The organism is Methylobacterium segetis (assembly GCF_004348265.1).
In the GTDB taxonomy this organism is placed as follows: Bacteria; Pseudomonadota; Alphaproteobacteria; order Rhizobiales; family Beijerinckiaceae; genus Methylobacterium; species Methylobacterium segetis.
In genome coordinates, this window is the sequence record NZ_SMNT01000061.1 from 12,945 (window position 1) to 33,733 (window position 20,789).

At 64.4% G+C, this 20,789-nt stretch carries 19 protein-coding genes, 1 tRNA gene and 1 pseudogene; 9 read left to right on the top strand and 12 right to left on the bottom strand.

Annotated features, from left to right (window positions below; genetic code table 11):
• The first annotated feature begins 155 nt into the window (after positions 1-155).
• The 4 genes and pseudogenes from E1J50_RS16305 (at position 156) to E1J50_RS16320 (ending at position 3,378) form a co-directional block, all read left to right on the top strand.
• Positions 156-769, top strand: a pseudogene (locus tag E1J50_RS16305) (IS5 family transposase).
• Positions 770-1,014: 245 nt separating this feature from the next.
• Positions 1,015-2,742, top strand: coding sequence for a sensor domain-containing diguanylate cyclase (locus tag E1J50_RS16310; protein WP_132254901.1), 1,728 nt, complete (start codon positions 1,015-1,017; stop codon positions 2,740-2,742).
• A 38-nt stretch (positions 2,743-2,780) separates the two neighbouring features.
• Complete coding sequence (locus E1J50_RS16315; RefSeq protein ID WP_132254902.1) at positions 2,781-3,050, top strand: hypothetical protein; 270 nt, start codon at positions 2,781-2,783, stop codon at positions 3,048-3,050.
• Positions 3,051-3,054: 4 nt separating this feature from the next.
• Positions 3,055-3,378 carry a hypothetical protein gene (locus E1J50_RS16320; protein ID WP_132254903.1) on the top strand — a complete coding sequence of 108 codons (324 nt, stop codon included), beginning with the start codon at positions 3,055-3,057 and terminating at the stop codon, positions 3,376-3,378.
• Between the two features lie 145 nt (positions 3,379-3,523).
• Here E1J50_RS16320 and E1J50_RS27380 read toward each other — a convergent pair whose 3' ends face one another.
• The gene (locus E1J50_RS27380) at positions 3,524-3,667 is read right to left on the bottom strand and encodes a hypothetical protein (protein WP_165937883.1); all 144 of its coding nucleotides are present in this window, start codon (positions 3,665-3,667) and stop codon (positions 3,524-3,526) included.
• Between the two features lie 648 nt (positions 3,668-4,315).
• Between E1J50_RS27380 and E1J50_RS16325 the strand changes: the two genes are divergently transcribed.
• Entirely contained in the window at positions 4,316-5,359 is a 1,044-nt protein-coding gene (locus E1J50_RS16325) for a hypothetical protein (protein ID WP_132254904.1), read from the top strand.
• An 82-nt stretch (positions 5,360-5,441) separates the two neighbouring features.
• Here the strand turns inward: E1J50_RS16325 and E1J50_RS16330 are convergent, their stop codons facing one another.
• The 4 genes from E1J50_RS16330 to E1J50_RS16345 all read right to left on the bottom strand — a co-directional run bounded on the left by E1J50_RS16330 (position 5,442) and on the right by E1J50_RS16345 (position 12,347).
• Positions 5,442-5,696: a DUF6894 family protein gene (locus tag E1J50_RS16330; protein ID WP_132254905.1), complete on the bottom strand. Its 255-nt coding sequence runs from the start codon at positions 5,694-5,696 to the stop codon at positions 5,442-5,444.
• Between the two features lie 1,769 nt (positions 5,697-7,465).
• Positions 7,466-8,113, bottom strand: a complete 648-nt coding sequence (locus E1J50_RS16335) for a hypothetical protein (RefSeq protein WP_132254906.1) — start codon at positions 8,111-8,113, stop codon at positions 7,466-7,468.
• A 259-nt stretch (positions 8,114-8,372) separates the two neighbouring features.
• Positions 8,373-9,764 (bottom strand): HlyD family type I secretion periplasmic adaptor subunit, encoded by a 1,392-nt coding sequence (locus E1J50_RS16340; RefSeq protein WP_132254907.1) that lies wholly within the window; start codon positions 9,762-9,764, stop codon positions 8,373-8,375.
• Between the two features lie 1,608 nt (positions 9,765-11,372).
• Positions 11,373-12,347 (bottom strand): homocysteine S-methyltransferase family protein, encoded by a 975-nt coding sequence (locus E1J50_RS16345; RefSeq protein WP_132254908.1) that lies wholly within the window; start codon positions 12,345-12,347, stop codon positions 11,373-11,375.
• Positions 12,348-12,736: 389 nt separating this feature from the next.
• Between E1J50_RS16345 and E1J50_RS16350 the strand changes: the two genes are divergently transcribed.
• The 4 genes from E1J50_RS16350 to E1J50_RS16365 all read left to right on the top strand — a co-directional run bounded on the left by E1J50_RS16350 (position 12,737) and on the right by E1J50_RS16365 (position 16,062).
• Positions 12,737-13,546 carry a class I SAM-dependent methyltransferase gene (locus E1J50_RS16350; protein ID WP_132254909.1) on the top strand — a complete coding sequence of 270 codons (810 nt, stop codon included), beginning with the start codon at positions 12,737-12,739 and terminating at the stop codon, positions 13,544-13,546.
• A 119-nt stretch (positions 13,547-13,665) separates the two neighbouring features.
• Positions 13,666-14,541 (top strand): alpha/beta hydrolase, encoded by an 876-nt coding sequence (locus tag E1J50_RS16355; protein WP_132254910.1) that lies wholly within the window; start codon positions 13,666-13,668, stop codon positions 14,539-14,541.
• A 21-nt stretch (positions 14,542-14,562) separates the two neighbouring features.
• Positions 14,563-15,195 (top strand): hypothetical protein, encoded by a 633-nt coding sequence (locus E1J50_RS16360; RefSeq protein WP_132254911.1) that lies wholly within the window; start codon positions 14,563-14,565, stop codon positions 15,193-15,195.
• A gap of 285 nt (positions 15,196-15,480) precedes the next feature.
• Entirely contained in the window at positions 15,481-16,062 is a 582-nt protein-coding gene (locus E1J50_RS16365) for an MYG1 family protein (protein ID WP_132254912.1), read from the top strand.
• 6 nt (positions 16,063-16,068) lie between these two features.
• On the opposite strand, the gene E1J50_RS16370 is transcribed toward E1J50_RS16365, so the two are convergent.
• The 7 genes from E1J50_RS16370 to E1J50_RS16400 all read right to left on the bottom strand — a co-directional run.
• Positions 16,069-16,145: transfer RNA gene (locus tag E1J50_RS16370), tRNA-Met, on the bottom strand.
• Positions 16,146-16,259: 114 nt separating this feature from the next.
• Entirely contained in the window at positions 16,260-17,501 is a 1,242-nt protein-coding gene (gene trpB / locus E1J50_RS16375) for a tryptophan synthase subunit beta (protein WP_132254913.1), read from the bottom strand.
• A 108-nt stretch (positions 17,502-17,609) separates the two neighbouring features.
• Complete coding sequence (locus E1J50_RS16380; protein WP_132254914.1) at positions 17,610-18,257, bottom strand: phosphoribosylanthranilate isomerase; 648 nt, start codon at positions 18,255-18,257, stop codon at positions 17,610-17,612.
• Between the two features lie 16 nt (positions 18,258-18,273).
• On the bottom strand, positions 18,274-18,636 hold the full coding sequence (locus E1J50_RS16385; RefSeq protein ID WP_132254915.1) for a lipopolysaccharide assembly protein LapA domain-containing protein: 363 nt from the start codon (positions 18,634-18,636) through the stop codon (positions 18,274-18,276).
• A 17-nt stretch (positions 18,637-18,653) separates the two neighbouring features.
• The gene (ihfB, locus tag E1J50_RS16390; protein WP_132254916.1) at positions 18,654-18,965 is read right to left on the bottom strand and encodes an integration host factor subunit beta; all 312 of its coding nucleotides are present in this window, start codon (positions 18,963-18,965) and stop codon (positions 18,654-18,656) included.
• 48 nt (positions 18,966-19,013) lie between these two features.
• Entirely contained in the window at positions 19,014-19,997 is a 984-nt protein-coding gene (gene sppA / locus E1J50_RS16395; RefSeq protein ID WP_132254917.1) for a signal peptide peptidase SppA, read from the bottom strand.
• Between the two features lie 387 nt (positions 19,998-20,384).
• Positions 20,385-20,789 (bottom strand): S1 RNA-binding domain-containing protein (locus tag E1J50_RS16400; RefSeq protein ID WP_132254918.1); only part of this gene is annotated, 405 nt, incomplete at its 5' end.

Here is a 20,789-nt window from a genome sequence, read left to right on the forward strand (position 1 = left end):
AGACGACCAATGGTCGTCCATAATCCACCGTGAGGGGACGATCGGCAGGTGCGGCGTTCCAAAAAGGCTTACCCTAGGTAGGAACTCATACAAACAATTGCTGTTGTTCGCGTTTTCTTCCTGAGTTTGGGGTTTCCCGCGTAGGCAGAGTGGTGATGGCACGGCTGTTCTGGCTCTCGGATGAAGCCTGGCCCGGATCGAACCTCACTTGCCTCACGGTCAACCGGGCAAGCCGCGCGTGGATGATCGGCGGGTGATCAGCGGCATCCTGCATGTGCTGAAGATTTGCTGCCGCTGGCAGGACGCGCCTTCTGCCTACGGTCCGCACACCACGATCTACATTCGCTACAATCGATGGTCGCAGCGCGGTATCTGGCAGAGCCTGTTTGCCAAGATTGCTGCCGCAGGCCCTGTCCCCGACGAGCTGATGCTCGACGCTTCCGACGTGAAGGCTCATCGATCGGCCGCAGGCGGAAAGGGAGCCTGGAGCCAAGCCATCGGCCGTTCGCGAGGCGGCTTCACGAGCAAAATCCATGGCTTGGCCGATGGTCGTGGCGGACCGGTTGCGCTCGCCCTGACACCGGGCAACGTCGCCGACATCCGCATGGCGTTGCCTCTGCTGCGCGCCATCGTTCCGCCCAAGCGCCTGATCGAGCGCCTATTCGGCCATCTCAAGACCTGGCGGCGCGTCGCAACACGCTACGACCGCTTGGCGTGCAACTCCTTGGCCGCCGTCGCCCTCGCCGCCTGTGTCCTCGCTTGGACCTGAATGAGTCCCCTACCTAGTGGCCCAAACCCGACACTTGGAACCCACAGTGAGGGGCTGCTTGCGACCCGTTGCAGAAGCGCGGAACGTCCGCTTGTAGGTTGCTTAGTGAGGCAGGGATCTACAGCCGGAACGGGTGGTTATGCGGCTGCCGCCGAATCGTGCAAGGAGCGAGTTGTTTACGTATAAATTTTACGCGCCGTCATGAACTGAGCCGCATAATCCTCCCGGGTCGAGGATCGTTCAAGATGTTCAAGCGGCTCGCGGACCGCGTTTCATTGCGCCGTCAGATCAGTTTGCTCGCCGGCTCCATCGGTCTCGCGATCGTCGGCGTGACCACGATCGGGTCTGCGCTGCTGGCGCGCGGGCAGGCCACCGATATGGCGCAGAACGCCCTCCTTCAGGTTGCCCAGTCGATGGCTGATCGGCTCGATCAGGACATGGCCGAGCGTCTACGGGAGATCCGCAACGTCGGGGCGCTTGAGCCGCTGCAGCCCTACTGGCTTGAGAATACCGGCAGCCTTCGCAAAGTGTTGGAAACGATCCAGAGGTCGCTGCCGGATTACGCCTGGATCGGGTTTGCCGATCGCGATGGCCGGGTGCGTGCCGCCACAGGCGGCCTTCTTGAAGGGGCGAGCGTCAGCCAGCGGCCCTGGTTCAACGATGGCATCAAGCAGGCCGCAGTCGAAGACGTGCACGCGGCGGCCTTGCTGGAATCCGCGCTTCCTCCCAACAGCGACGGGATGCCGTTCCGGTTCGTGGATGTAGCGGTCCCGATCGCCGATGCCTCGGGCCACATCGTCGGTGTTCTCGGAGCTCACCTCAGTTGGCGATGGGCCGACATCGTCCGGCGCGAAGTCCTGTCGTCTCGCAGGCCTGAGCTGAAGGAGGATGTGGTCGTCCTCGATCGCGCCGGCCGGGTCCTGCTCGGATCCAACCCCGGAGCGACGCCGTACACCGCCGCGGATCTCGCATCCGGCCATTTCATCGTCCACAGCGCTGAAGGCGATCGGCTCGCCGCGGCCGCCGCCACCCGCGGACGAGGCGACTACCCGGGCCTGGGCTGGATCGTCGTTGCGCTGCAGCCGGTCGACACGGCACTGGCCGGGGCGAACCGTCTGACCGCCTTGATCCTCCTGCTCGGGCTCGCCACGGCTGTACTCGGCGTTGTCGCAATCTGGTGGGCCGCAGCACGGCTGACCCGGCCCTTGGCGCAGCTGACGGGAGCCGTCGACCGCATCGGCCGCGAGCCGAATGCGAGAATGACGCGCCATGTGCACGGCTCGCCCGAGGTTCTGCGCCTGTCTGCCTCGGTGAGATCGCTGCTGAGGCGCATCGGCACCGCCGAGGCGGAGGCGCGCCTCGTCGAAGCGGAGGCCTCACAGGCGGTTCATGCCGCTCAGGATCGCGTCAGACGTCTCGGCGCCGATCTGCACGCGATGCAGGTTCTGGCCGAAACGGACGCGTTGACAGGCCTGCTCAACCGGCGCGCGTTCCTGCCCTTGGCCAACGACGCGATGAGCTACTTCAAGCGCTACCGGCGTTCGATCTGCATCCTGATGATCGACATCGATCACTTCAAAGGCGTCAACGACCTGTATGGCCACGCTGCGGGCGACGAGGTCATCCGCCAGGTTGGACGCATCATCAGCGAGGCGATCCGGACGACCGACAAGGTCGCGCGGTTCGGTGGCGAGGAGTTTGTGGTTCTGCTCCGCGAGACCGATCTGAAAGGCGCGGCCATCTTCGCGGATCGGATCCGCCAGACGGTGGCAAACACCGTGTTCGAGCCCGAAGGGCCATGCCTCAGGTCGACGATCAGCATTGGCATGGCCGAGGCTGAGTTCACCGATGGTGACATCGACCACACGATCGAACGGGCAGACTGCGCCCTCTATGCGGCCAAGTCCGACGGGCGCAACTGCGTGCGATCGTTTGCGGCGACAGCGTCGCCAAGTCTCCGGGCGGCCGCATAGTTGTCTCTCGGCAGCATGATGCTGATCTGGCTGCGCCTATGACCGACCCCAACCGCTTCGTACCGCCCTGGCGCGTCGTCGAACTTGAGGACGCCTACCGCATCGAGGATGCGAACGGCCTCGCTATCGGGCACCTGTTCTTCACCGAGGATCCTGACCAGATCGCCCACACCGGTCGCCTGTCGAAAGACGAGGCGCGGCTCGCTGCGGCAAGAGTCGTTGAGATCTCAGACTTCGAGCTTGCCCTGAAACAGCTTCGTGCGGAGCACGGCGCGGTGCAGTCCGCCGCGCGTCAGGCGAAGCGGTGAGGCCATGCACGCGATCGGCAGAGGTCCGTCGGTCCCGCGCCGCCTCCGCAACCTGCGCCGGAGCTGCGACCTGGAGGGCCTGGAATGCGAGCCGGCCACGGTCGCCAACGCGCGCCAGAACGGAGCCCGCGGCATAACCGTGAAGTGCGCCTGCAATCATGAGGCGTTGATCCTGTTCGAGCGGCTCCGCCCCGACGAGTACGTGCCAGACGTGGCGCTGCGCTGCCGGTGCACGGTATGCGGTGGGCGCCGGATCGAGAGCTATCCGGATTGGTCTGGCGGCTGGCGCTGGAAGGCGCAGGGCTTGGCCGAGAAAGCACCTGAGTGACTGCCGGCAGGCGGCCTCTCCCGATCCCAGTTCGCAAGGTGCTGGAGGCGCTGACCAAGGAATTTGTCTCAGCGGCCCAAATCACTCGGCTGGAGCAGGCAGGCCAGGGGACGGAGTTCACTGAAACTCCGCCCTCCCGTTGCGATCACATCAGGGTATTGAGCTGCATCTGCTCAGCGGGGTCGACGTTTGCGTAGCCTGTCCCGATCACTGAGGCGGCGACTAAGGCGGCGAGCGCGGCGATAACGATCGCGAAGGCGCGCATCTGGCTCTTCAGGGTGAGTGTCATGCAAACCTCCTTTGGTGGCGAAGGAGGCATGCTTGAACGAGGCGGCTTGGTCTGTGATCAGGGTCATAGACCCGTCAAATGTGCAGGAGCCTCAACACCCCCGAGGCGCTGGAGCGGCGTGGGCTGGCTGAGCGGGGCGGGACAAAGGCGCTGCCGAGGTGGCGGGCTATGAGTGCCCTGCGCAGCGAGGATGACACCTGAGAAGCAGGCTGAGATTGCGCGCATGACGGCGGCGAACTGAGGGCGTGAAGGCGACGGTGGATCGATCACGGCAATGCTGCTGTAAGCAGCGCCACCCTGTATCCCTTCGTGTACATGTTGTCTAAGAACAGCTTCGCAGCCCGCCTACAACTTCGCTGAGGCATTGAACCTCCTTCGCAGTGTCTCTCTCGTGCTTGGTTTGAGCGGCTTTGGTCAAGCTCTGTGCTTGCAGCGGAGAGTTACATAGTGGGGACGCTGCACGAAGCTTCGCAGAAGCTTTCGGTGGGAGGATATTCACTAATCCCACCTGGGCCCGTTGAGCGCGAAGCACTGAAAAGGTGCATCGGACCGAGTCTCTGCGAGATCAAGGTTGAGGGTTTTCCTGGTGGGCCTATGAAAGTTCTCTCTGTCGAAGCCGGCAGCCAGTCCACTGCAGCTAGGAGCTTGTTGAATTACATCTCTCGGAGATCTGCGCAGTGGGCTTTAATGCTCTTTAATGTCGATGATCGTGACGCGGACAAAATTTACACAAAAGGTTTGGCCGAACTTGTGATCCGCGCAAACCGCAGGGCAGACGAAGCGCCAGAGGAAAGCCCTGCGCATTCCCCTTGGATGCACGCGCAGGAATGGGACGTGCGTGCAGTCAGGATTGACGTCGATGATCTCGGAGGCGGGGCAGCTCTGGGAATGGCTAGATATCGGAATTTTGCCGAGGAAGATCCGAAGCTGCAGATTCTGACCTATGACCTGCGAGAGACTCCCGAAGGATGGCGGATCGCTGACATCGTTTTTCCGGAGGCGGTGCTCGGATTGAACCGCCTCTCAGAGCCGCTGAAATCCGACCTCGCCGACACCCGGCCTGCGCCGCAGGGTAGCCTGCCATCAACACCCAAAGCGGTGACGGAAATGCCCCGAGCCGCTCAGCGGGATGAGTTCTTTGAAGCGCTCTTTGGACCAGGACCTGCGACTAACAACGCCTCGGCAGCGGCACCTGTCGCGACGATGCCGACCCCGCCCCCGACGAAGTCTGGCATCGCGGACCGCCCACCGCTCAGCGGGTCGCAGGCTGCACGGAACTCCGCCAAATTCAAACCCTTGGTGCCGGGCAGCCCCATTGTGACCCGAGGCCGTTGCCACATGGACGAGTGCTCGTGGGCAAAGTGGATGTTCGTTGACGTCAAGCCTATGCCAACCGGTGAGGTGCGAATGGACATCACGCTGCTCGGCGGATCATCGCCAATTGTGGATCGCAAGCGTCGGGGTGTTGCTTGGAGCAAGCGGCCACACAGTGTGACGGTGTTATGTTCGTATTCGCAGCCGTCCATATCGGTCGGCGGCCAGAAAGACGTCCTGTCTCTGAAGCCCAATGAGAGGCTGCCCGGCTTCCTGACGTCGTCTGAAAACCTCTACTTCGAGGCATGTCACTCCGACATGAACGAAGCGAGCGACCGGGCGGCCAAGTACGGCTACAACGTTGACGCTGATGGGTAGGCGACCCAGAACCGGCTTGGACGGGCAGACAGGCTGTGCTGACGAAGAGCGCGCGGAAGCCTGAGGCCGGCAACGCCACGCATTAGCCCATCGCGGGAGGTCTACCATCTGGGCCGGTCGGCATCGGCACAAGAGCCAGCACGGTCCCATGCACGTCTAGGATGGCAACGTTCCAGTGCTGGGGATCGCGGCCACCAGCATCCCGTTCGCTGATGATCCTGTGCCAGATCCCGATCGCGTGGGTCCGGGCCGCATCCATGTCGGGAAGATCGACGCCCTTGTGATCCCGGGTGACGTCATCACCGTCGTGCAGCACGTCGAAGAAGTACCAGGGCATGGGCGTTCTCGTCGGCAGAGAAGTTCTGCCGGCGTCAACGCATGATCTGGCGTGGAGTGCTCGCTCGATTACCGCGGCTTCCTCAACCTCGGCCGCGCAGGCGGTGACGTGGGAGACGCAGTCCGGAAAGCGCCTAAGAGGAGACAATCTGAAGAGCACGGCGGCCTCTCTCGTGGTCGCCGCAGTCCCAGTCGGGATACGTGGGGTGAGTCATGGGAAAGTTATTACCGAGAGGCAAGACCCTCATCCACCTGCATGTCAACGTCACCAATGCCCCACAAAACTGACGCGCTTGATCGAAAACAAATAAGTAATTATCTCACATACTCTTTCGATAAATCTCATTTTTCTATGTTCATAATATAAATACGGAAATATAAATGTTTGACGTCCGACGCATCAATCTATATCATCGTACATCAAATCTAATCGGAGGCGTGTCATAGATGATTTTGAAAATATTTACTACCGGTCTAATTCTGTCGACAAGCACAGTATATGCACAGACGCTCGGAAAAACACAGTCGGGTGGCCGAAATGTCCAAGATCCAGGAGGCAGAACCGGGATATATTATCCTTCTCGCCCGAACTATGGGCCACCCATGAATACAACCAGTGGATACGATCCGCACCGGAGCAGCATCTCGGGCAAAGCAGACGAGAGCAGCGGCGGGCCCAAGCGTGACTTTGGAGTAATGCCGGCAAACTAACTTGGCTCTTTTAGGACCGGGGCGCCCTTTCGAGTTTGGCGCCCGGGCCGACATGATTATCACACCAGCAGCATGTTAGCGCCTCTCTTACGTTGCTCGCTAGAGTTATTTGCAGGTGCAATCTCCAATCTTCTTTCCTGCCTCCTGGCTTTCACATAAGCCTGCGCAAAACTCGCGATTAATTTGCGTGTCCATTTCGTCCAAAGCCATGCCAGGACCGGGTCCAGCGCCAGGTCGATAGTTCGTCACCGGCTGAGTCGCAACACATTTTAGGTACGAGACTATGCCTTGTGATTTTTTAAGATCATCACATGTTGATAGAGACTCAGCTTGCGCCCTGCTGGCAATCAGAATTGAGATGATAATCAGTAATGAAGAGAGTCGCATGGCTACATTCATCTAACGGGAAATTTGCTCAAGCCCGCATTTGCTGCCGCGCTGCAATCTCCTCCAAAATTGCTGAGGTTAGCGAGAGCATAAGCATATGCTAGGGTCGCACACACGTAGGTTCGCGAGCATTCGTTGAACGCGCTCAGTTGGCTGGTTACTGCCCGCCCTCGAGAGCAGGAGGAGGCAAGTTCCGCCATATCGGCGCGTCCTGAGCCACCGCTCTAGATGGAACTCAATAGATCTGCAGACTCGCCGCATTGAATAGCATTGGCGGCCATTTGCGACATATTTGCACGCATGCTTGACGCACAAGATTGTGCGTGTGCTGAGTTCGAAAAAGACAGCACACACACAATTGCAGCCGAAATCAATACTCGCATTTTGGTCTCCGCGTTGGAGATTCAAACACTAGTATTTTAATTCGTTTTAGACAAGTGGCGCTCGCAAGATATGTATTTATTTGCTCAAAAACGAAATTCTGCGGCGACTTGCGTCGTAAGGAAATTATAAAATTTACTCGCAGCGTATTCAAAAGACTTCTATTTTAGATTTATATCCGTTCTCTATTAGTTTATAAAGAATACCTAAATGGGTCATGAGCTAATGACAATCTTTTGTGCTGGCGCCTACCTGCGGCCAAACTCTCTCGTTGCTTGAAGCAAGCGCGAATCAGAGGCTTCGCCACGGCTTGGCTTCAGTGGGACGGTCCGCCAGCAGGTCCAGAAGAGCGGCGACGATGAGGGTGGCGATCGAACCACCAGTGACCCAGTCGAGTTGCTCATCACCGCGCTCAAGCCGAACCCGAACTTCCTCACGCGTCACTTGAGCAGTAAACCCCCAATCTGGAAGCACATTATTGAGAAGGCGGACAGCTTCCTCGTAGGAAGTGAGGAATGCGCCAAGGCGAAGGCTATGCACGGTTATGTAATAGTATTTCTTGAACTCTTCCGGTTGCGGCCTTTGACGAGGATCGGGGCTATGCCCTTCGTCATTCAAAAATATTACTTGAGTTGTTAAAGCCATTCGCGCGCCTTTGGATTCAATCAGAGGCTCAAATAGAGCATCGACGATCTCATCGGCCGCTTCAACCTGCCGCCAGCGATAGTGATATTTGTCGAGGAGACGTCCGCGTAGTGCTTTCAGGCGAGATGGATCTATGATTCTGGGATCCGGCGGCCTTTCTGGATAGTGGTGACCCCAATATGGGGCGAGCTTCGCATCGACCGCGGCCTGATCACGCTCGAAATCTTTGTCGGCAATGCGCTTAGATCTGCGGCTCACGTCGAGGAGTTGAGTCAGCCATTCTGGTAAAGGCATCGAGCCTGGGCTCCCTTTGTGATCAATTCCTAAAGCGCTCGTCCAAGCATAGCCGCGTTGCATCAAAATATGAGTGGTCAAGCTGTCGTGTGGCCTCGGTCGGGTATGGGCGCCCTTCGCATTCAACAGCGCAACTGCTTCTGGCCACGACCGCTTGGTCGCCGCGATCGTTTTGACGTTCTCCGCCTAGAAATAAAAGCGATAAGCCCCGCGAGCCGAAGGGCTGCGGGGCTTATGAGCCAGCTTCGCCGCTCTCCGATCAGTTTGTCGTCAGCTGATCGACCGTTGGAATATGATGGATCGGATCTTCAGTAACGAGCCCCATCCGCCGCTCGATCTGCTCGGCGAGCGGCTTCACCAAGTAGCTGATGATCGTTCGATCGCCGATGCTCATGTGCGCCTCGACAGGCAGGCCGGGCAGCAGGACAGATTTGCCGAGAAGCGCTTCCTGGCCCTCGGACGGACGGATCCGGACGGTGTAGTACGGGGCCCCCGTCTTCTGATCCTGACTGACATCCGCAGCGATCCGCATCACGCTGCCGCCGATCTCAGGTGTCCGTGTCTGGTTCAGGGTGGGGAAGCGCAGCGAGGCGAGCTGACCAACCTTCACGTAGGCGATGTCCTGCGGATTGACTTGGACCTCGACCACCCGCTGGTCAGCTGAGGGTACGATCAGCATCGCCGGCTCGCTCGGCACTACCAGCCCGCCGATCGTATGAACCTTCAGCTCCTGCACGAAGCCGTCCTGCGGTGCCCGAATGTCAATGCGCTTGAGCCGGTCCTCAGCCGCCACCCGCTTCTCGACAAGCTCTGACCAGCGCCCCCGGATCTCGGACAACGATTTGCCGACCTCCGTGCGCATGTCCCCGTCCACCTGCAGGATCTGCAGTTCCGTCTCGGCTACCTTGCCCTTCGTCTGCGCGATCGAGGCCACGACCCTGCCTCGCTCTCCGGACAACCCGGCCGAATTGCGCTCCAAAGCGTTGAGCTTCGCGAACTGCACCAGGTTCTGGGCGAAGAGGTCACGCACCCCCCTCAACTCATCGTTGATCAAGGAGATCTCGCGCGCCTTGGCCACGACCTGTCTCTCCAGACCGCCGATCTCTTCGCCGAGCTGCGTGACCCGTTCGCGCAGCTGCGCCTTCTGGCCCTCGCGTGCGGAGAGCCGCGCCTTGAACAGACGCGTCTCACTCTCGATCAGGTGCCGCACCGTTGAATCGCTGACTGCGCGCGTCAGAAGATCGTCTGGGAACGTGATGCTGGACGCACCATCCCGCTCTGCCTCCTGTCGGGCTTGTTGCGCCGCCAACTCGTCCAGCGCTTTGCGCACGATGTCGAGTTCGGCCCGCGTCTGCGTCTCGTCGAGCCGGATCAGCACCTGACCGACCGTTACGCGCGCGCCCTCCCGCACGAAGAGCTGCCCGACGACCCCACCGGTCGGGTGCTGGACCTTCTTCACGTCGGACTCGACGACGATGCGGCCTGGGGCGATCACGGCGCCCGAGAGGGTAGAGACAGAGGCGATGCTGGCGGTCGCGACGAGGAAGGCGCACGCACCCAACCCGACCATCAGGTGCCGGCGGATTGAGCCTTGGGTGGAGGGACGCTGACGCGCCACCGAATCAACGCCGCTAGATTGTTTGTTGGCCATGATTTATCCGCGCAGTCGCTGGAGTTCACCGTAAGGCAAATCCGGTCTGCATCAAACGGCATCCAAACGGGGCAGCCCTTGTGCATCTGAACAATGCACTGCCTGCGGAGCAGCTAAGCGGAAGTACTGCAGCCTTTGGCGGGTGAAAGCCCGACGAACTATGAGTTGCAAGGCGAACTGCGCGTACACTGCCCAGACACGACTGAGCCCGCCATAGGACGAGCGCAAACGCCCGCTCGAAGTTGGCGGCAGCCATAGTGAACTCTCAAGCTTAGAGAAATAAAGGATAAGTTGTGCAACCTACGTGCGCTTGCGGACGTAAAAGCGGAACGACCGCGAGCGAGTGCGGGCAAGATCCGGGACTGGGGGAGCGCCGAGCTCTACGGTCGAGGTAATGGCTCAGCTCTTGCGGTAGCCGATGAGGCCGACGAGAGCATTGAGCGAGATGTTCCAGAAAGATACGAGCCGCCGACGCATTTTGAGGCCTGCTGAGACCCTTACGGTCCTGATTGGCACCGTCCTTCTGTTCGCGGTGGCGGCCACAGGGACAGTGATGCTGACGCTCGACGTTGTTGCCCTCTTCCGACACTGAAGGGAGCGCGGGCTCGTCCTCGCGCTTTGCAAGGCCGCAGGCCAGAACGAAAACCCGAACTGCCGAGTTTAAAGGCGGCGACCTTCGGAGGCGGCCATGCTCAGCGGTCTCATCTCAGCAGTTTCGAAGAAGAAGCAGCCTGAGGCCTCCCCGAGCGCCGCGATTGCTGCGGTGCCAGCCGATCAGCTCGCGCTCGCCCCGATGGAGCCGGGCTCTTTAGGAGAGCTCTCGCCCGCTCCAGCAGATGTGCTGCCTGCACTCACCGCGCCCGCAGGGAGGCTGTGATGGTCGCCCACAGCTTCAAGAAGCGCTTCGCCGTGCCGATCCTCACCGGCAGGAGGGCGCAGACAGTGCGCGCGATCGGAAGGGTTACAGTCTGGCGCTAGGTGGGGCATGGAAGCCGGTGGGCCGTCACGTGCGCCCACGGAGTGGATGAGGATGGCGGCCTCTCCGTCTCAAGTATCGGCAATGAAAGGTAGATCCCGGCGGAGTGAACGCTCGGCGCCGCGTTCGCAGGATCGAGTTCCTCGGGGACGCCTCCGCATGCCGCCTAGGAGGGCAGCGCCCACTAAAAACGCAGTTTCAGCAGTGGGTTGACGCCGACAATGGACGCGGACCCGTTGATTGGGGTGTTGTTTTCGAAAATAGTGGACGCAGGAAAGAAGAAGGCCAGCCCTAACGCACTGGCCTGATTGATGAATCCCGATGTAGTGGACGCCGAATGTTTGCTTGGGGTTCAGAACGCGGCGCAGGCGAGCGCGCTACCTGATGGCGCCGACCTCCTTCCGCGGTCGCGTTGCCATGCAGATGGGTGGCAAGAACATGACCATGACCGAGGTCTAAGCGGGACACCGGACTGGAGCCTGCGGCGTCGGCAAAACACCGGTTCTGTGAGCCCGCTCGTCGTCTGCCGGCCAACTTGGACAACGTTCATTACGGGGCGCCCGACGTGACAGCCGTAATATACCATCGGCCCTCCTACGATGACGTCCACTCCCGCCTAACCGGCTGCCCCTTCACTGCCATCGGCTCTCGACGGACGCAGAAGCCTCCTCGATGCAAGCCTCGCAGATTGCGGCGATGTGCCGGTGATCAGTGCCGCAGCAGCCGCCGAGGACCGTGATGCCGGGCAGGCGCTTTCGGAGGCCGGCATAGCGGCGCGCGAGGTCCGCGGGGTCGCCGATATCAAGCTGGGTGGCGGCATCGAGTTCAGCATGGCTCTTCGTCGAGGCGTTGGCCCGCAGGCCTCGGAGCCGTTCGAGCCAAGGCTCCTCTTCCGCTAGCACGGCCTCGAAATGCGCGGGGTGAGCGCAGTTGATCATGTAGTAGGTGGGGTAGGCCTCGGTGGACGCATCGGTCTCCTGGATCGCGGAGCCGAGGAGCTGACCCGAAGGCAGGCGGCCATCGGTCTCGAGCGTGAAGGAGATGACCACCGGCAGACCTGCCGCGCGGGCTGCACGGGCAATGCCGACCGCTTCCGCGACCGAGGTCATTGTGACCGCACTCACCATGTCGGCCTCGCTAGCCGCAATGACCTCGATCTGAGCACGATGGTATTCGGCGGCCTGATCGGCCGACATGGCCTTTTCAGGCTCGTAGCCATCGCCCCGTGGTCCGATCACGCCGTTGAGAACGAGCGGCAGATCGGCCCTCGCATGCCGATGCCGCAGGGCCGAGACGAACTGGATGGCGGTGCGGTTCACCTCGGCGAGGGCGCCCGAGTCAAAGCCGAGCCGCTCACCCCAATCAGCGTTGGCCCGCCAAGTCGGCGTGTCCAGGATCATGCCGGTCCGGTACCGCTGGGCGAGCGCGATGTAGGGATCGAAGAAGCGCAGCAGGCGGCTCCGGCCCTCCTCGCTGCAGAGCAGCGGAAACGCCGCGAAGCAGGGCAGTTCGAGCCCATCCCCGAACACCAGGGTGGTCTCAAGCCCGCCGTCGGTCAGGAACGGTCGACCGCTGAGCTGGGGCAGAGCACTACGAAACAGGGGCATTGCGCGCCTCTGGAGGAAGCCGATGAGCCTCAAAAACGGAGTGGGCGGCTGCCATTCCTGGCTGGGCGGCAATCTCGTCCCGCCGACTGCACGAAGTCAAGATCACGATCGGTCGAGCAAGACGACGAGCCGAATGCGCAGCTTGGCGTCAAGACACCGGAGGTGTTTCCTCGTCGCCTCAACGCTCAGGCAGAATGCATTCGCCGATAGGCGCACGATACCACTGCGTTCCGCAACTCGCTCATCGCCGAACGTGCTGCGGGAGCACTGAACTTCGCTTACGCGGGCTACGCAGCGTACCTTCGGATCTGCGGAGAACACGGCACGATGGACTTTCGTGCGCGAGTGACGGCATCCTGAATGGGGGGTGCCGCGCACCGGATGCGACCATGCACTACGAGATCCAGCCCCACAACGCCCGGCCCGCCGGCATCTGGAATTCCGGCGGGGCGCGCTACAACGAGATCAGTCGCGGCATCGCCGACAGCATCGAGCACTGCGTCCTGCGCCTCGATCCGCGGCCGGGCGAGCGGGTGCTCGACCTGGCGACAGGCACCGGCTGGACTTCGCGCGTGGTTGCCAGACGGGGCGCGCAGGTGACCGGCGCCGACATCAGCGCCGATCTCTTGGCGTTCGCCGCCGAGCAGGCCAGGAGCGAGGGCCTCGACGTCACCTACCAGTTGGGAGACGCGGAAGGTCTGCCGTTCGAGGACGGCGCGTTCGACGCCGTCATCTCCACCTGCGGCGTGATGTTCGCGAGCCGTCCCGAGACCGCGGCTGCCGAAATGGCACGGGTCTGCCGGAAGGGCGGACGGATCTGTCTCACCACCTGGCTCGCGGAGGGCAGCGTGTTCAAGATGTTCATGGTGATGAAGCCCTACATGCCGCCACCACCCGAACCAGCCCCGCCCTCGCCGTTCGCCTGGGGCCGGACGGAGCGGATCGAGGAACTCCTCGGCCAGAACTTCGAGCTCGCCTTCGAGAAGGGCGTCTCGTTCTACCGCGAGCCGAGCGCCGAGGCGGCTTGGGAGCGGTTCTCCGGCGGCTACGGCCCGACCAAGGCGCTGGCCGCCAGCCTCGACGAGCCTCGCCGGGCCGACCTGCGCCGCGACTTCATCGCCTTCCATGACCAATTTTCGACGCCGCTCGGCATCTGTGTGCCCCGCGAGTACTGGGTTACGCGCGGCATCCGCCACTAGCCTGCGCTTGGCTGAGCCATGCGAAGCAGGGTCAGCACCGATCCTGTCCACGGGCTAAAGGGCAACGGCACAATTCATCGCCCCGGTCGAGAGCATCACTCCTGTGCAAGGAGGCTGGCATGACGCGTTGCGCGATCCTCACTTTGGCCATGCTCGCGATCGGTCCGGCATCGGCCGATCCCGTGGAACTCTCCGCCTTTCGTGCCTTGGTGCGACCTGCGCCGACCCTGCAGATCGCCTATGGCGAGGCTTCCTCTCAGGGCATCGATGTGTATTTGCCCGAAGGCCCCGGCCCACATCCAGTCGCGGTCCTCATCCACGGGGGTTGCTGGAGCGTCGCCACCGCCGGGCGCGAGCAGATGCGCCACCTCGGCCCTGAGCTGACGCGTCGCGGCATCGCTGTGTGGAGCATAGGCTACCGCCGCGCCGATGAGGCCGGTGGCGGCTATCCCGGAACTTATCAGGACGTGGGCGCCGCTCTGGGCCGCCTCGCTGAAGAGGCAGGAGCTCGCAACCTGGACCTCTCGCGCGTGGTGTTCGTGGGCCATTCGGCGGGCGGTCATCTGGCCCTTTGGGCGGCCTCGCGCAGCTCACTGCCGTCCACGAGCCCTCTTCACGCAACACCCCAGTTTGCCCCGCGTGCGGTCATCAGTCTGGGCGGCGTGGGCGATCTTGCGGCGTTCGCGCGGTTCGTTCCTGTGCTCTGCGGCCCGGGCATTGTCGAGCGACTCGCCCCAGCAGACAAGCTATCGGAAGTCTCGCCCGCAGCCCTCCCGCCAGCAGGTGTGCCGGTCTTTCTGGTCAGCGGCGTGCTGGATCGGCTCACGCCGCCATGGGTCGCGTACGACTATGCCCGCGCGGTGCGAGGAAAGTCCGGAAGTGCGCCGCGGCTCATCAACGTCCCGGATGCCGGGCACTTCGATTTGGTCACACCGCCGGCGCCGGCTTGGCAGGACGTACGTGGTCTGATCGAGGCATCCTTGGAACTCCAGTAAGCTGCCGTCGGGCCGCTCTGCGTGGGCCTGCTCAGTCTCACCCTTACGCGGGAGCGGATCGGCAGGCGCTACGTCCTGACCGGGGTGCGAATCCTGGCTGACCCGTCCGACCCGAACGACGTCGCGCATGTCCAAGCCCTGCAGGACGCGATCAGCGTCGAGCAGCCGGGCGAACCGGGCACCTTCGAGGGGCCGTCCTGGGATCCGGCGAGCCAGAAGAAGGTGCGCGACGCGCTATTGATTCTCGCCTCGACGCTCCCCGACACGAACCGCATGTTCGGCACCAAGGATCAGGTCGACCCGGTGCGATGCCTGATTGGGACCGCCTCGGCCTGGGGTGCCAATCCACAGACGGAGACGGTCTACCTCAACGTCGTCCCGGCCATGAACGACGGCAGCACCGTCTACAAGCTCGCTGTAAAGGACGTGCCGGTCGAGGGGTTCTGGTCGGTCAGCCTCTCCAATGCCGAAGGCTACTACCAACCGAAGCCGTACAACGCCTACTCGCTCAACCCACGTGCTGGCGAAGTGGGGGCTGCGACGCGGTCGCCTTCTTCCTCCAGAGCAGACCATCGACGCGGCGGGAGCGAAGGTCCGGAAGGGGTCACTCTGAGGCCTTTACCTGAGCCGCGCAGAGCGTCCGCTGACCTCTAGCTTGGCCCCGAAGCGGACGGACCGCTATCGGCCAACGTCGGTTCGTTTGCAGTCCAAGGTCGGCCTACTTGAAAGCGGACGCTTCGCGAACCTCTCGTAAGCCGATGAACGAATAGTCCGGGCCATCGGTAGAACGGCGGCCCTCAGGTGAGGCGCCCCGAACTGATTCGTGTTGATTGCCTTTCCGGCCAGCTTTGCGCTTCGGCCTAGGAGCGAAGCCGTATTTGGATCAGGACAGGCCGTAAGCTCTGGGTCATTCAGCCGAAGCGCCGAGCGGAGAAGGAAATGTCGCCATCCACTCCCCAATTGGTCACCCCCAGTGGGACCTTCCACCTCGATGAAACCTTCGCCTATGCCGTCCTACGGCTGGCACTCAGCCTACGTGAGGTCGGGCGAGATCATGAGCTTGTGCGAACCCGCGACGAGGCTGAGATCGCGCGGGCCGATCTGGTGTGGGACGTGGGAGCAGCCTGCGAGCCCGCGGCGGGTCGTTTCGACCATCACCAGCGTGGCGCGCCGGTGGGAGAGGATGGCACGCCCTTCAGCGCAGCCGGATTGGTCTGGCGCCACTACGGTGAAGCCGCCGTGCAGAACGTGCCAGGTCCCCCTGATGCGGCGCAGTTCGACGCGCAGGTCGGCCGATCAACGAAGGTATGGCTCACAAGCGGAACCGATGTTCTCGGCACGGCCCATGCCTTCGCGCGTCAGCGGTCGACATCTCCGGTCCGAGGAAACGGAATTCACTCGGTGGCGGCTCTTGATCCCGGCCACCGATGCCGGATCGACTCGGCGACCCGTGCGACCCCGTTGCGACCCAGCGCGAACGGAGTTCAAATCTCGGTCGAAGAAAACTGGATAAGTCGTTGAAGTGTTTGGTAGCGAGGGAGGGATTTGAACCCCCGACACAAGGATTATGATTCCTCTGCTCTAACCAGCTGAGCTACCCCGCCCCAAGCCGGGCCGCCGATGGGATCGGCGGCCGTCCGGAGAACGGCGGTATAGGGAGAACGGGCTTCCGGTGTCAACGGGCCCACGCTTCCAAACCGCGCGGAAACGCGCCCGCCTCAGAGGCGGGTCCCCAGGATCTCGGCCACCTGCGGGATGTCCTTGTCGCCGCGTCCGGAGAGGTTGAGCACCATCAGGTGGTCGGCCGGCTTGGCGGGGGCGATCTCGAGGAGCTTGGCGAGCGCGTGGGCGGGCTCCAGGGCCGGGATGATGCCCTCGAGCTTCGAGCACAGCTTGAACGCCTCCAGCGTCTCGCCGTCGGTGGCCGAGAGGTAGGTCACGCGGCCCGCCTCGTGGAGCCAGGCATGCTCGGGGCCGATGCCGGGATAGTCCAGGCCCGCCGAGATCGAGTGCGCGTCGGCGATCTGCCCGTCCGCGTCCTGCAGCAGGTAGGTGCGGTTGCCGTGCAGCACGCCCGGCTTGCCGCCCGTGAGCGAGGCCGCGTGCAGGCCCGAGGCGACGCCGTGGCCCGCCGCCTCGACGCCGTAGATCTCGACCTCGCGGTCGTCGAGGAAGGGGTGGAACAGGCCCATCGCGTTCGAGCCGCCGCCGATGCAGGCGATCAGCGAATCGGGAAGCCGCCCCTCCTGCGCGAGCATCTGGCTCTTCGTCTCGCGCCCGATGATCGACTGGAAGTCGCGCACCATCGCCGGGTAGGGATGGGGGCCCGCCACCGTGCCGATGCAGTAGAACGTGTCCGCGACGTTCGTCACCCAGTCGCGCAGGGCCTCGTTCATCGCGTCCTTGAGGGTCTTGGTGCCGGACTCGACCGGGACCACCTCGGCGCCGAGCATCTTCATGCGGAAGACGTTGGGCGCTTGGCGGGCCACGTCGACGGCGCCCATGTAGACCACGCATTGCAGGCCGAAGCGGGCGCAGAGGGTCGCGGTGGCGACGCCGTGCTGGCCGGCCCCCGTCTCCGCGATGATCCGCGGCTTGCCCATGCGGCGGGCGAGCAGGATCTGGCCCAGCACGTTGTTCACCTTGTGGGAGCCGGTGTGGTTCAGCTCCTCGCGCTTGAAGAACACGCGGGCGCCGTGGCCGGGCTTGGCGCCCGTGCGCAGGTGCTCGGTCAGGCGCTCGGCGTAGTAGAGCGGGCTCGGCCGGCCGACATAGTGCGTCAGGTAGGAATCCATCTCCGCCTGGAAGGCCGGGTCGGCCTTGGCGGCCTCGTAGGCCGCCTCCAGGTCGAGGATCAGCGGCATCAGGGTCTCGGCCACGAAGCGACCGCCGAAGATGCCGAAGCGGCCGCGCTCGTCGGGGCCGGTGCGGAACGAGTTCGGGGTGGGGGCGATGGTCACGGGCTGCACTTCCTGAGAACGTTCGGCGCGTCGTTCCGCGACCTCTAAACCCGGGGCGGCCGACCTGCAACGCGGCGCGCTGCGGCACCCCCGCCGGGGCTCGGGCGCTCAGGCGCTCCCGCGCGCGGCCGCGACGAAGGCGCGGATCCGGTCCGGGTCCTTGAGGCCGGGGCCGGTCTCGACGCCGGAGGACACGTCGACCGCCTCCGCGCCGCTGCGCCGGAGCGCCTCGGCGACGTTCTCGGGGGTCAGGCCCCCGGAGAGCATGGTGCCGGCGGGCAGCCGCACGCCGGCAAGGAGGTCCCAGTCGAAGGCGACGCCGTTGCCGCCGGGCAGCGCCGACCCGGGGGGCGCCTTGGCGTCGAGGAGGAGCCGGTCGGCGGCGGCCGCGTAGGGGGCGAGGAGCTTCAGGTCCTCGAGGCCCGCCACGCCCACCGCCTTCATCACCGGCCGGCCCGTCCGCGCCCGGATCGCGGCGACGCGCTCCGGGCTCTCGCGGCCGTGGAGTTGGATCAGGTCCGGATCGACCGCCTCCAAAGCCGCCGCGACGAGGGCGTCGTCCGGATCGACGAGGAGGACGACGCGCTCCGCCCGGCCGGCGGCCGCACGGGAGAGGGCGCGCGCCCGCTCCAGCTCGACATGGCGCGGACTCTTCGGGAAGTGGACGAGGCCGATCCAGTCGGCGCCCGCATCGAGGGCAGCCGTCAGCGTCGTCTCGGTGCTGAGGCCGCAGATCTTGACGCGGATGGCGGACATGGGAGCAGCGGAGACCTCAGCGGGGCGCCGGCAGGGCGGCGCGGTCGGAGCCCGTGCCGTAGAGCCCGCCCGTCTCGGAGGACGGCGCGTAGGTCCTCAGGCGCGCGGTCTCCCCTTCGAGCCGGCGGATCTCGCGGCGGCGGTCGCGCGCCTTGCGCCGGGCCTCGCCCTGGCCCGCCCAGGCGCCGATGCCGCCCACCACGATGCCGATCGCCACCGCGACGAACAGGATCGCGTAGAGGGGCAGGCTCAGGCTGAAGACCGGCGCCTCCGAGAAGGGATCGAAGGAGAGGCGCACCGCCTCGCGGTTCGCGACGGCCAGCAGGATCACGAGGATCGCGACGGGAAGCAGCACCAGACCCTTGAGGAAGCGGATCATCGATCTCTCCGAGGTAATCAGTTCGAGGCGGCGGTGCTCTCGCCGATACCGGCCGCGTTGAGGCGCAGGCGCATCTCCTTGCCGGTCTTGAACACGGGGATCGCCTTCTCGGACACGGCAACGGCCGCGCCCGTGCGCGGGTTGCGCCCGCGCCGCGCGTCGCGCCGTTTCACCGAGAAGGCGCCGAAGCCGCGCAGCTCGACCCGGTCCCCCCGCGCCAGGGCGTCGGCGATCGTGTCGAGGATCGCGTTGACGAGGGTCTCGACGTCGCGCTGGTAGAGATGCGGGTTCTGCTCGGCGATCTTGAGCACAAGCTCTGACTTGATCATGCGGCGGTCTTCTCGAAGGATCCGGGTCGGGTGCGGGTGGCCGGCCTCTCAGCGGGCGGAGGCGCCCTCGGGGCGCCAGACGGCCATGAGGCCGCCCTCGGCGATCTCCCCCGCCTCCCGGCCGACCGCGCGGAGCCGCGCGCCGAGCCCGTCGAGGCCGGCGAGATCCGCGCCGAGGCCGAGCGCCGACCAGAGCTGGAAGCCGCTCTCGGAGCCCGGCTTCCAGTCGCGCACGGGCAGGTTCTTGGCCACCTTCCGCTCGGTCTCGAGCCACGCGATCGCCTGACGCTCGCCGCCGAGCTCGTCCACGAGCTTCAGGGGCACGCTCTGGCGCCCGCTGAAGACGCGCCCGTCGGCGACCTTGGCGAGCTCGGCCTCGCCCATCCTGCGCCGGTCGGCGACGAGACCCTTGAACCAGCCGTAGGTGTCGCCGACGACGGCGGCGAGCGCCGCCCGCGCCTCCGGCGAGGTCGGGCTGAAGCCCGAGGGCTCCGCCTTGAGCGGCGAGGACTTGATGGACTCGACCTTGACGCCGACCTTGTCGAGCAGGCCCGAGACGTCCGGGTACTGGAACAGCACGCCGATCGAGCCGACGATCGCGGTCTCGCGGGCGACGATGTGGTCGGCGGCGATCGCCGTGATGTAGGCGCCCGACGCGGCCGTGCCATCGACGAAGGCGACGATCGGCTTCTTCTCGGCGAGCTGGCGCAGGTTGCGGAACAGCTCCTCCGAGCCCGTGGTGGTGCCGCCCGGCGAGTTGATCGAGACGACGACCCCCTGCACGGCCGAGGACTCGCCGATCCGCTTCATCAGCTTCGCCGTGGCCTCGCTGCCGGCGATGAAGCCGGAGACCGAGATGCGCGCGATCTGCGGCTGCACGGCGCCGAAGAGAGCGCCCTCCGTGCCGGCGCGGACGCGGAAGCCCACGGCGCCGGCGGCGACCACGAGGCCGCCGATCCCGAGCACGCGCCACAGGGAGAGCTTGCGGCGCAGGCGCCGGCGGTCGATCAGGAGTTCGGCGTCAGCGGCCATGCGATGGCTGTCTCCCTCGCCTCCGGCGTGCGGCGCCGGACCGTGTCTCGCCCGAGCGACGCGGGGATAGCCCGCGCCCTGCCCGCCCCCGGGCGGCCTGCCCACGCCCCGGGCGGACCGGGGCGCATCGTCGGGCAAGTCATTGGTTTGCCAGGGACTCGCGGGCATTCAGGCCTGCCCGCGTGGCGTGTTCTAGCCTCGTGCGACGCGGACCGGCAAGAGGGCGCGGTGCGGTTCGGCGAGTCCCGTCCGGGACCCGTCTCCCGTTCCGGGAGGGGCGCGCATCCCTGCCGGCGCGGCGGCGCCACGAAAAAGCCCGCGCGGGGGCGGTCCCCGCGCGGGCTGATCGACGATGCCGGGGCCGCCTCTCGGGCGGCCCCGCGCGTCTCACTCCTTGTCGTCGCTCGTGCGGGCCTTCTTGAAGGCCGCGCCGAGGATGTCGCCGAGCGAGGCGCCGGAATCGGCGGAGCCGAACTGGGCCATCGCCTCCTTCTCCTCGGCGACCTCGAGCGCCTTGATCGAGACCTGCACACGGCGGGCCTTGCGGTCGAACTGCACGACGCGGGCGTCGAACTTCTCGCCGGCCGCGAAGCGCTCGGGGCGCTGGTCGCCGCGGTCGCGGGCGAGCTCGGCCCGGCGCACGAAGGTGGTCAGGTCGGTGTCGATGATCTTCACCTCGACGCCCGAATCCTTGACCTCGGTCACCTCGCAGGTGACGACCTGGCCCTTCTTGATCTCGCCGGCTTCCGCGAAGGGGTCGCCGCCGAGCTGCTTGATGCCGAGCGAGATGCG

What these genes read in the sequence shown, in the direction of transcription:
- E1J50_RS16310 (WP_132254901.1), top strand. Translation starts at nt 1,015, where the DNA reads ATGTTCAAGCGGCTCGCGGACCGCGTTTCATTGCGCCGTCAGATCAGT.
- E1J50_RS16315 (WP_132254902.1), top strand. Translation starts at nt 2,781, where the DNA reads ATGACCGACCCCAACCGCTTCGTACCGCCCTGGCGCGTCGTCGAACTT.
- E1J50_RS16320 (WP_132254903.1), top strand. Translation starts at nt 3,055, where the DNA reads ATGCACGCGATCGGCAGAGGTCCGTCGGTCCCGCGCCGCCTCCGCAAC.
- E1J50_RS27380 (WP_165937883.1), bottom strand. Translation starts at nt 3,667, where the DNA reads ATGACACTCACCCTGAAGAGCCAGATGCGCGCCTTCGCGATCGTTATC.
- E1J50_RS16330 (WP_132254905.1), bottom strand. Translation starts at nt 5,696, where the DNA reads ATGCCCTGGTACTTCTTCGACGTGCTGCACGACGGTGATGACGTCACC.
- E1J50_RS16335 (WP_132254906.1), bottom strand. Translation starts at nt 8,113, where the DNA reads ATGCCTTTACCAGAATGGCTGACTCAACTCCTCGACGTGAGCCGCAGA.
- E1J50_RS16340 (WP_132254907.1), bottom strand. Translation starts at nt 9,764, where the DNA reads ATGGCCAACAAACAATCTAGCGGCGTTGATTCGGTGGCGCGTCAGCGT.
- E1J50_RS16345 (WP_132254908.1), bottom strand. Translation starts at nt 12,347, where the DNA reads ATGCCCCTGTTTCGTAGTGCTCTGCCCCAGCTCAGCGGTCGACCGTTC.
- E1J50_RS16350 (WP_132254909.1), top strand. Translation starts at nt 12,737, where the DNA reads ATGCACTACGAGATCCAGCCCCACAACGCCCGGCCCGCCGGCATCTGG.
- E1J50_RS16355 (WP_132254910.1), top strand. Translation starts at nt 13,666, where the DNA reads ATGACGCGTTGCGCGATCCTCACTTTGGCCATGCTCGCGATCGGTCCG.
- E1J50_RS16365 (WP_132254912.1), top strand. Translation starts at nt 15,481, where the DNA reads ATGTCGCCATCCACTCCCCAATTGGTCACCCCCAGTGGGACCTTCCAC.
- E1J50_RS16380 (WP_132254914.1), bottom strand. Translation starts at nt 18,257, where the DNA reads ATGTCCGCCATCCGCGTCAAGATCTGCGGCCTCAGCACCGAGACGACG.
- E1J50_RS16385 (WP_132254915.1), bottom strand. Translation starts at nt 18,636, where the DNA reads ATGATCCGCTTCCTCAAGGGTCTGGTGCTGCTTCCCGTCGCGATCCTC.
- ihfB (WP_132254916.1), bottom strand. Translation starts at nt 18,965, where the DNA reads ATGATCAAGTCAGAGCTTGTGCTCAAGATCGCCGAGCAGAACCCGCAT.
- sppA (WP_132254917.1), bottom strand. Translation starts at nt 19,997, where the DNA reads ATGGCCGCTGACGCCGAACTCCTGATCGACCGCCGGCGCCTGCGCCGC.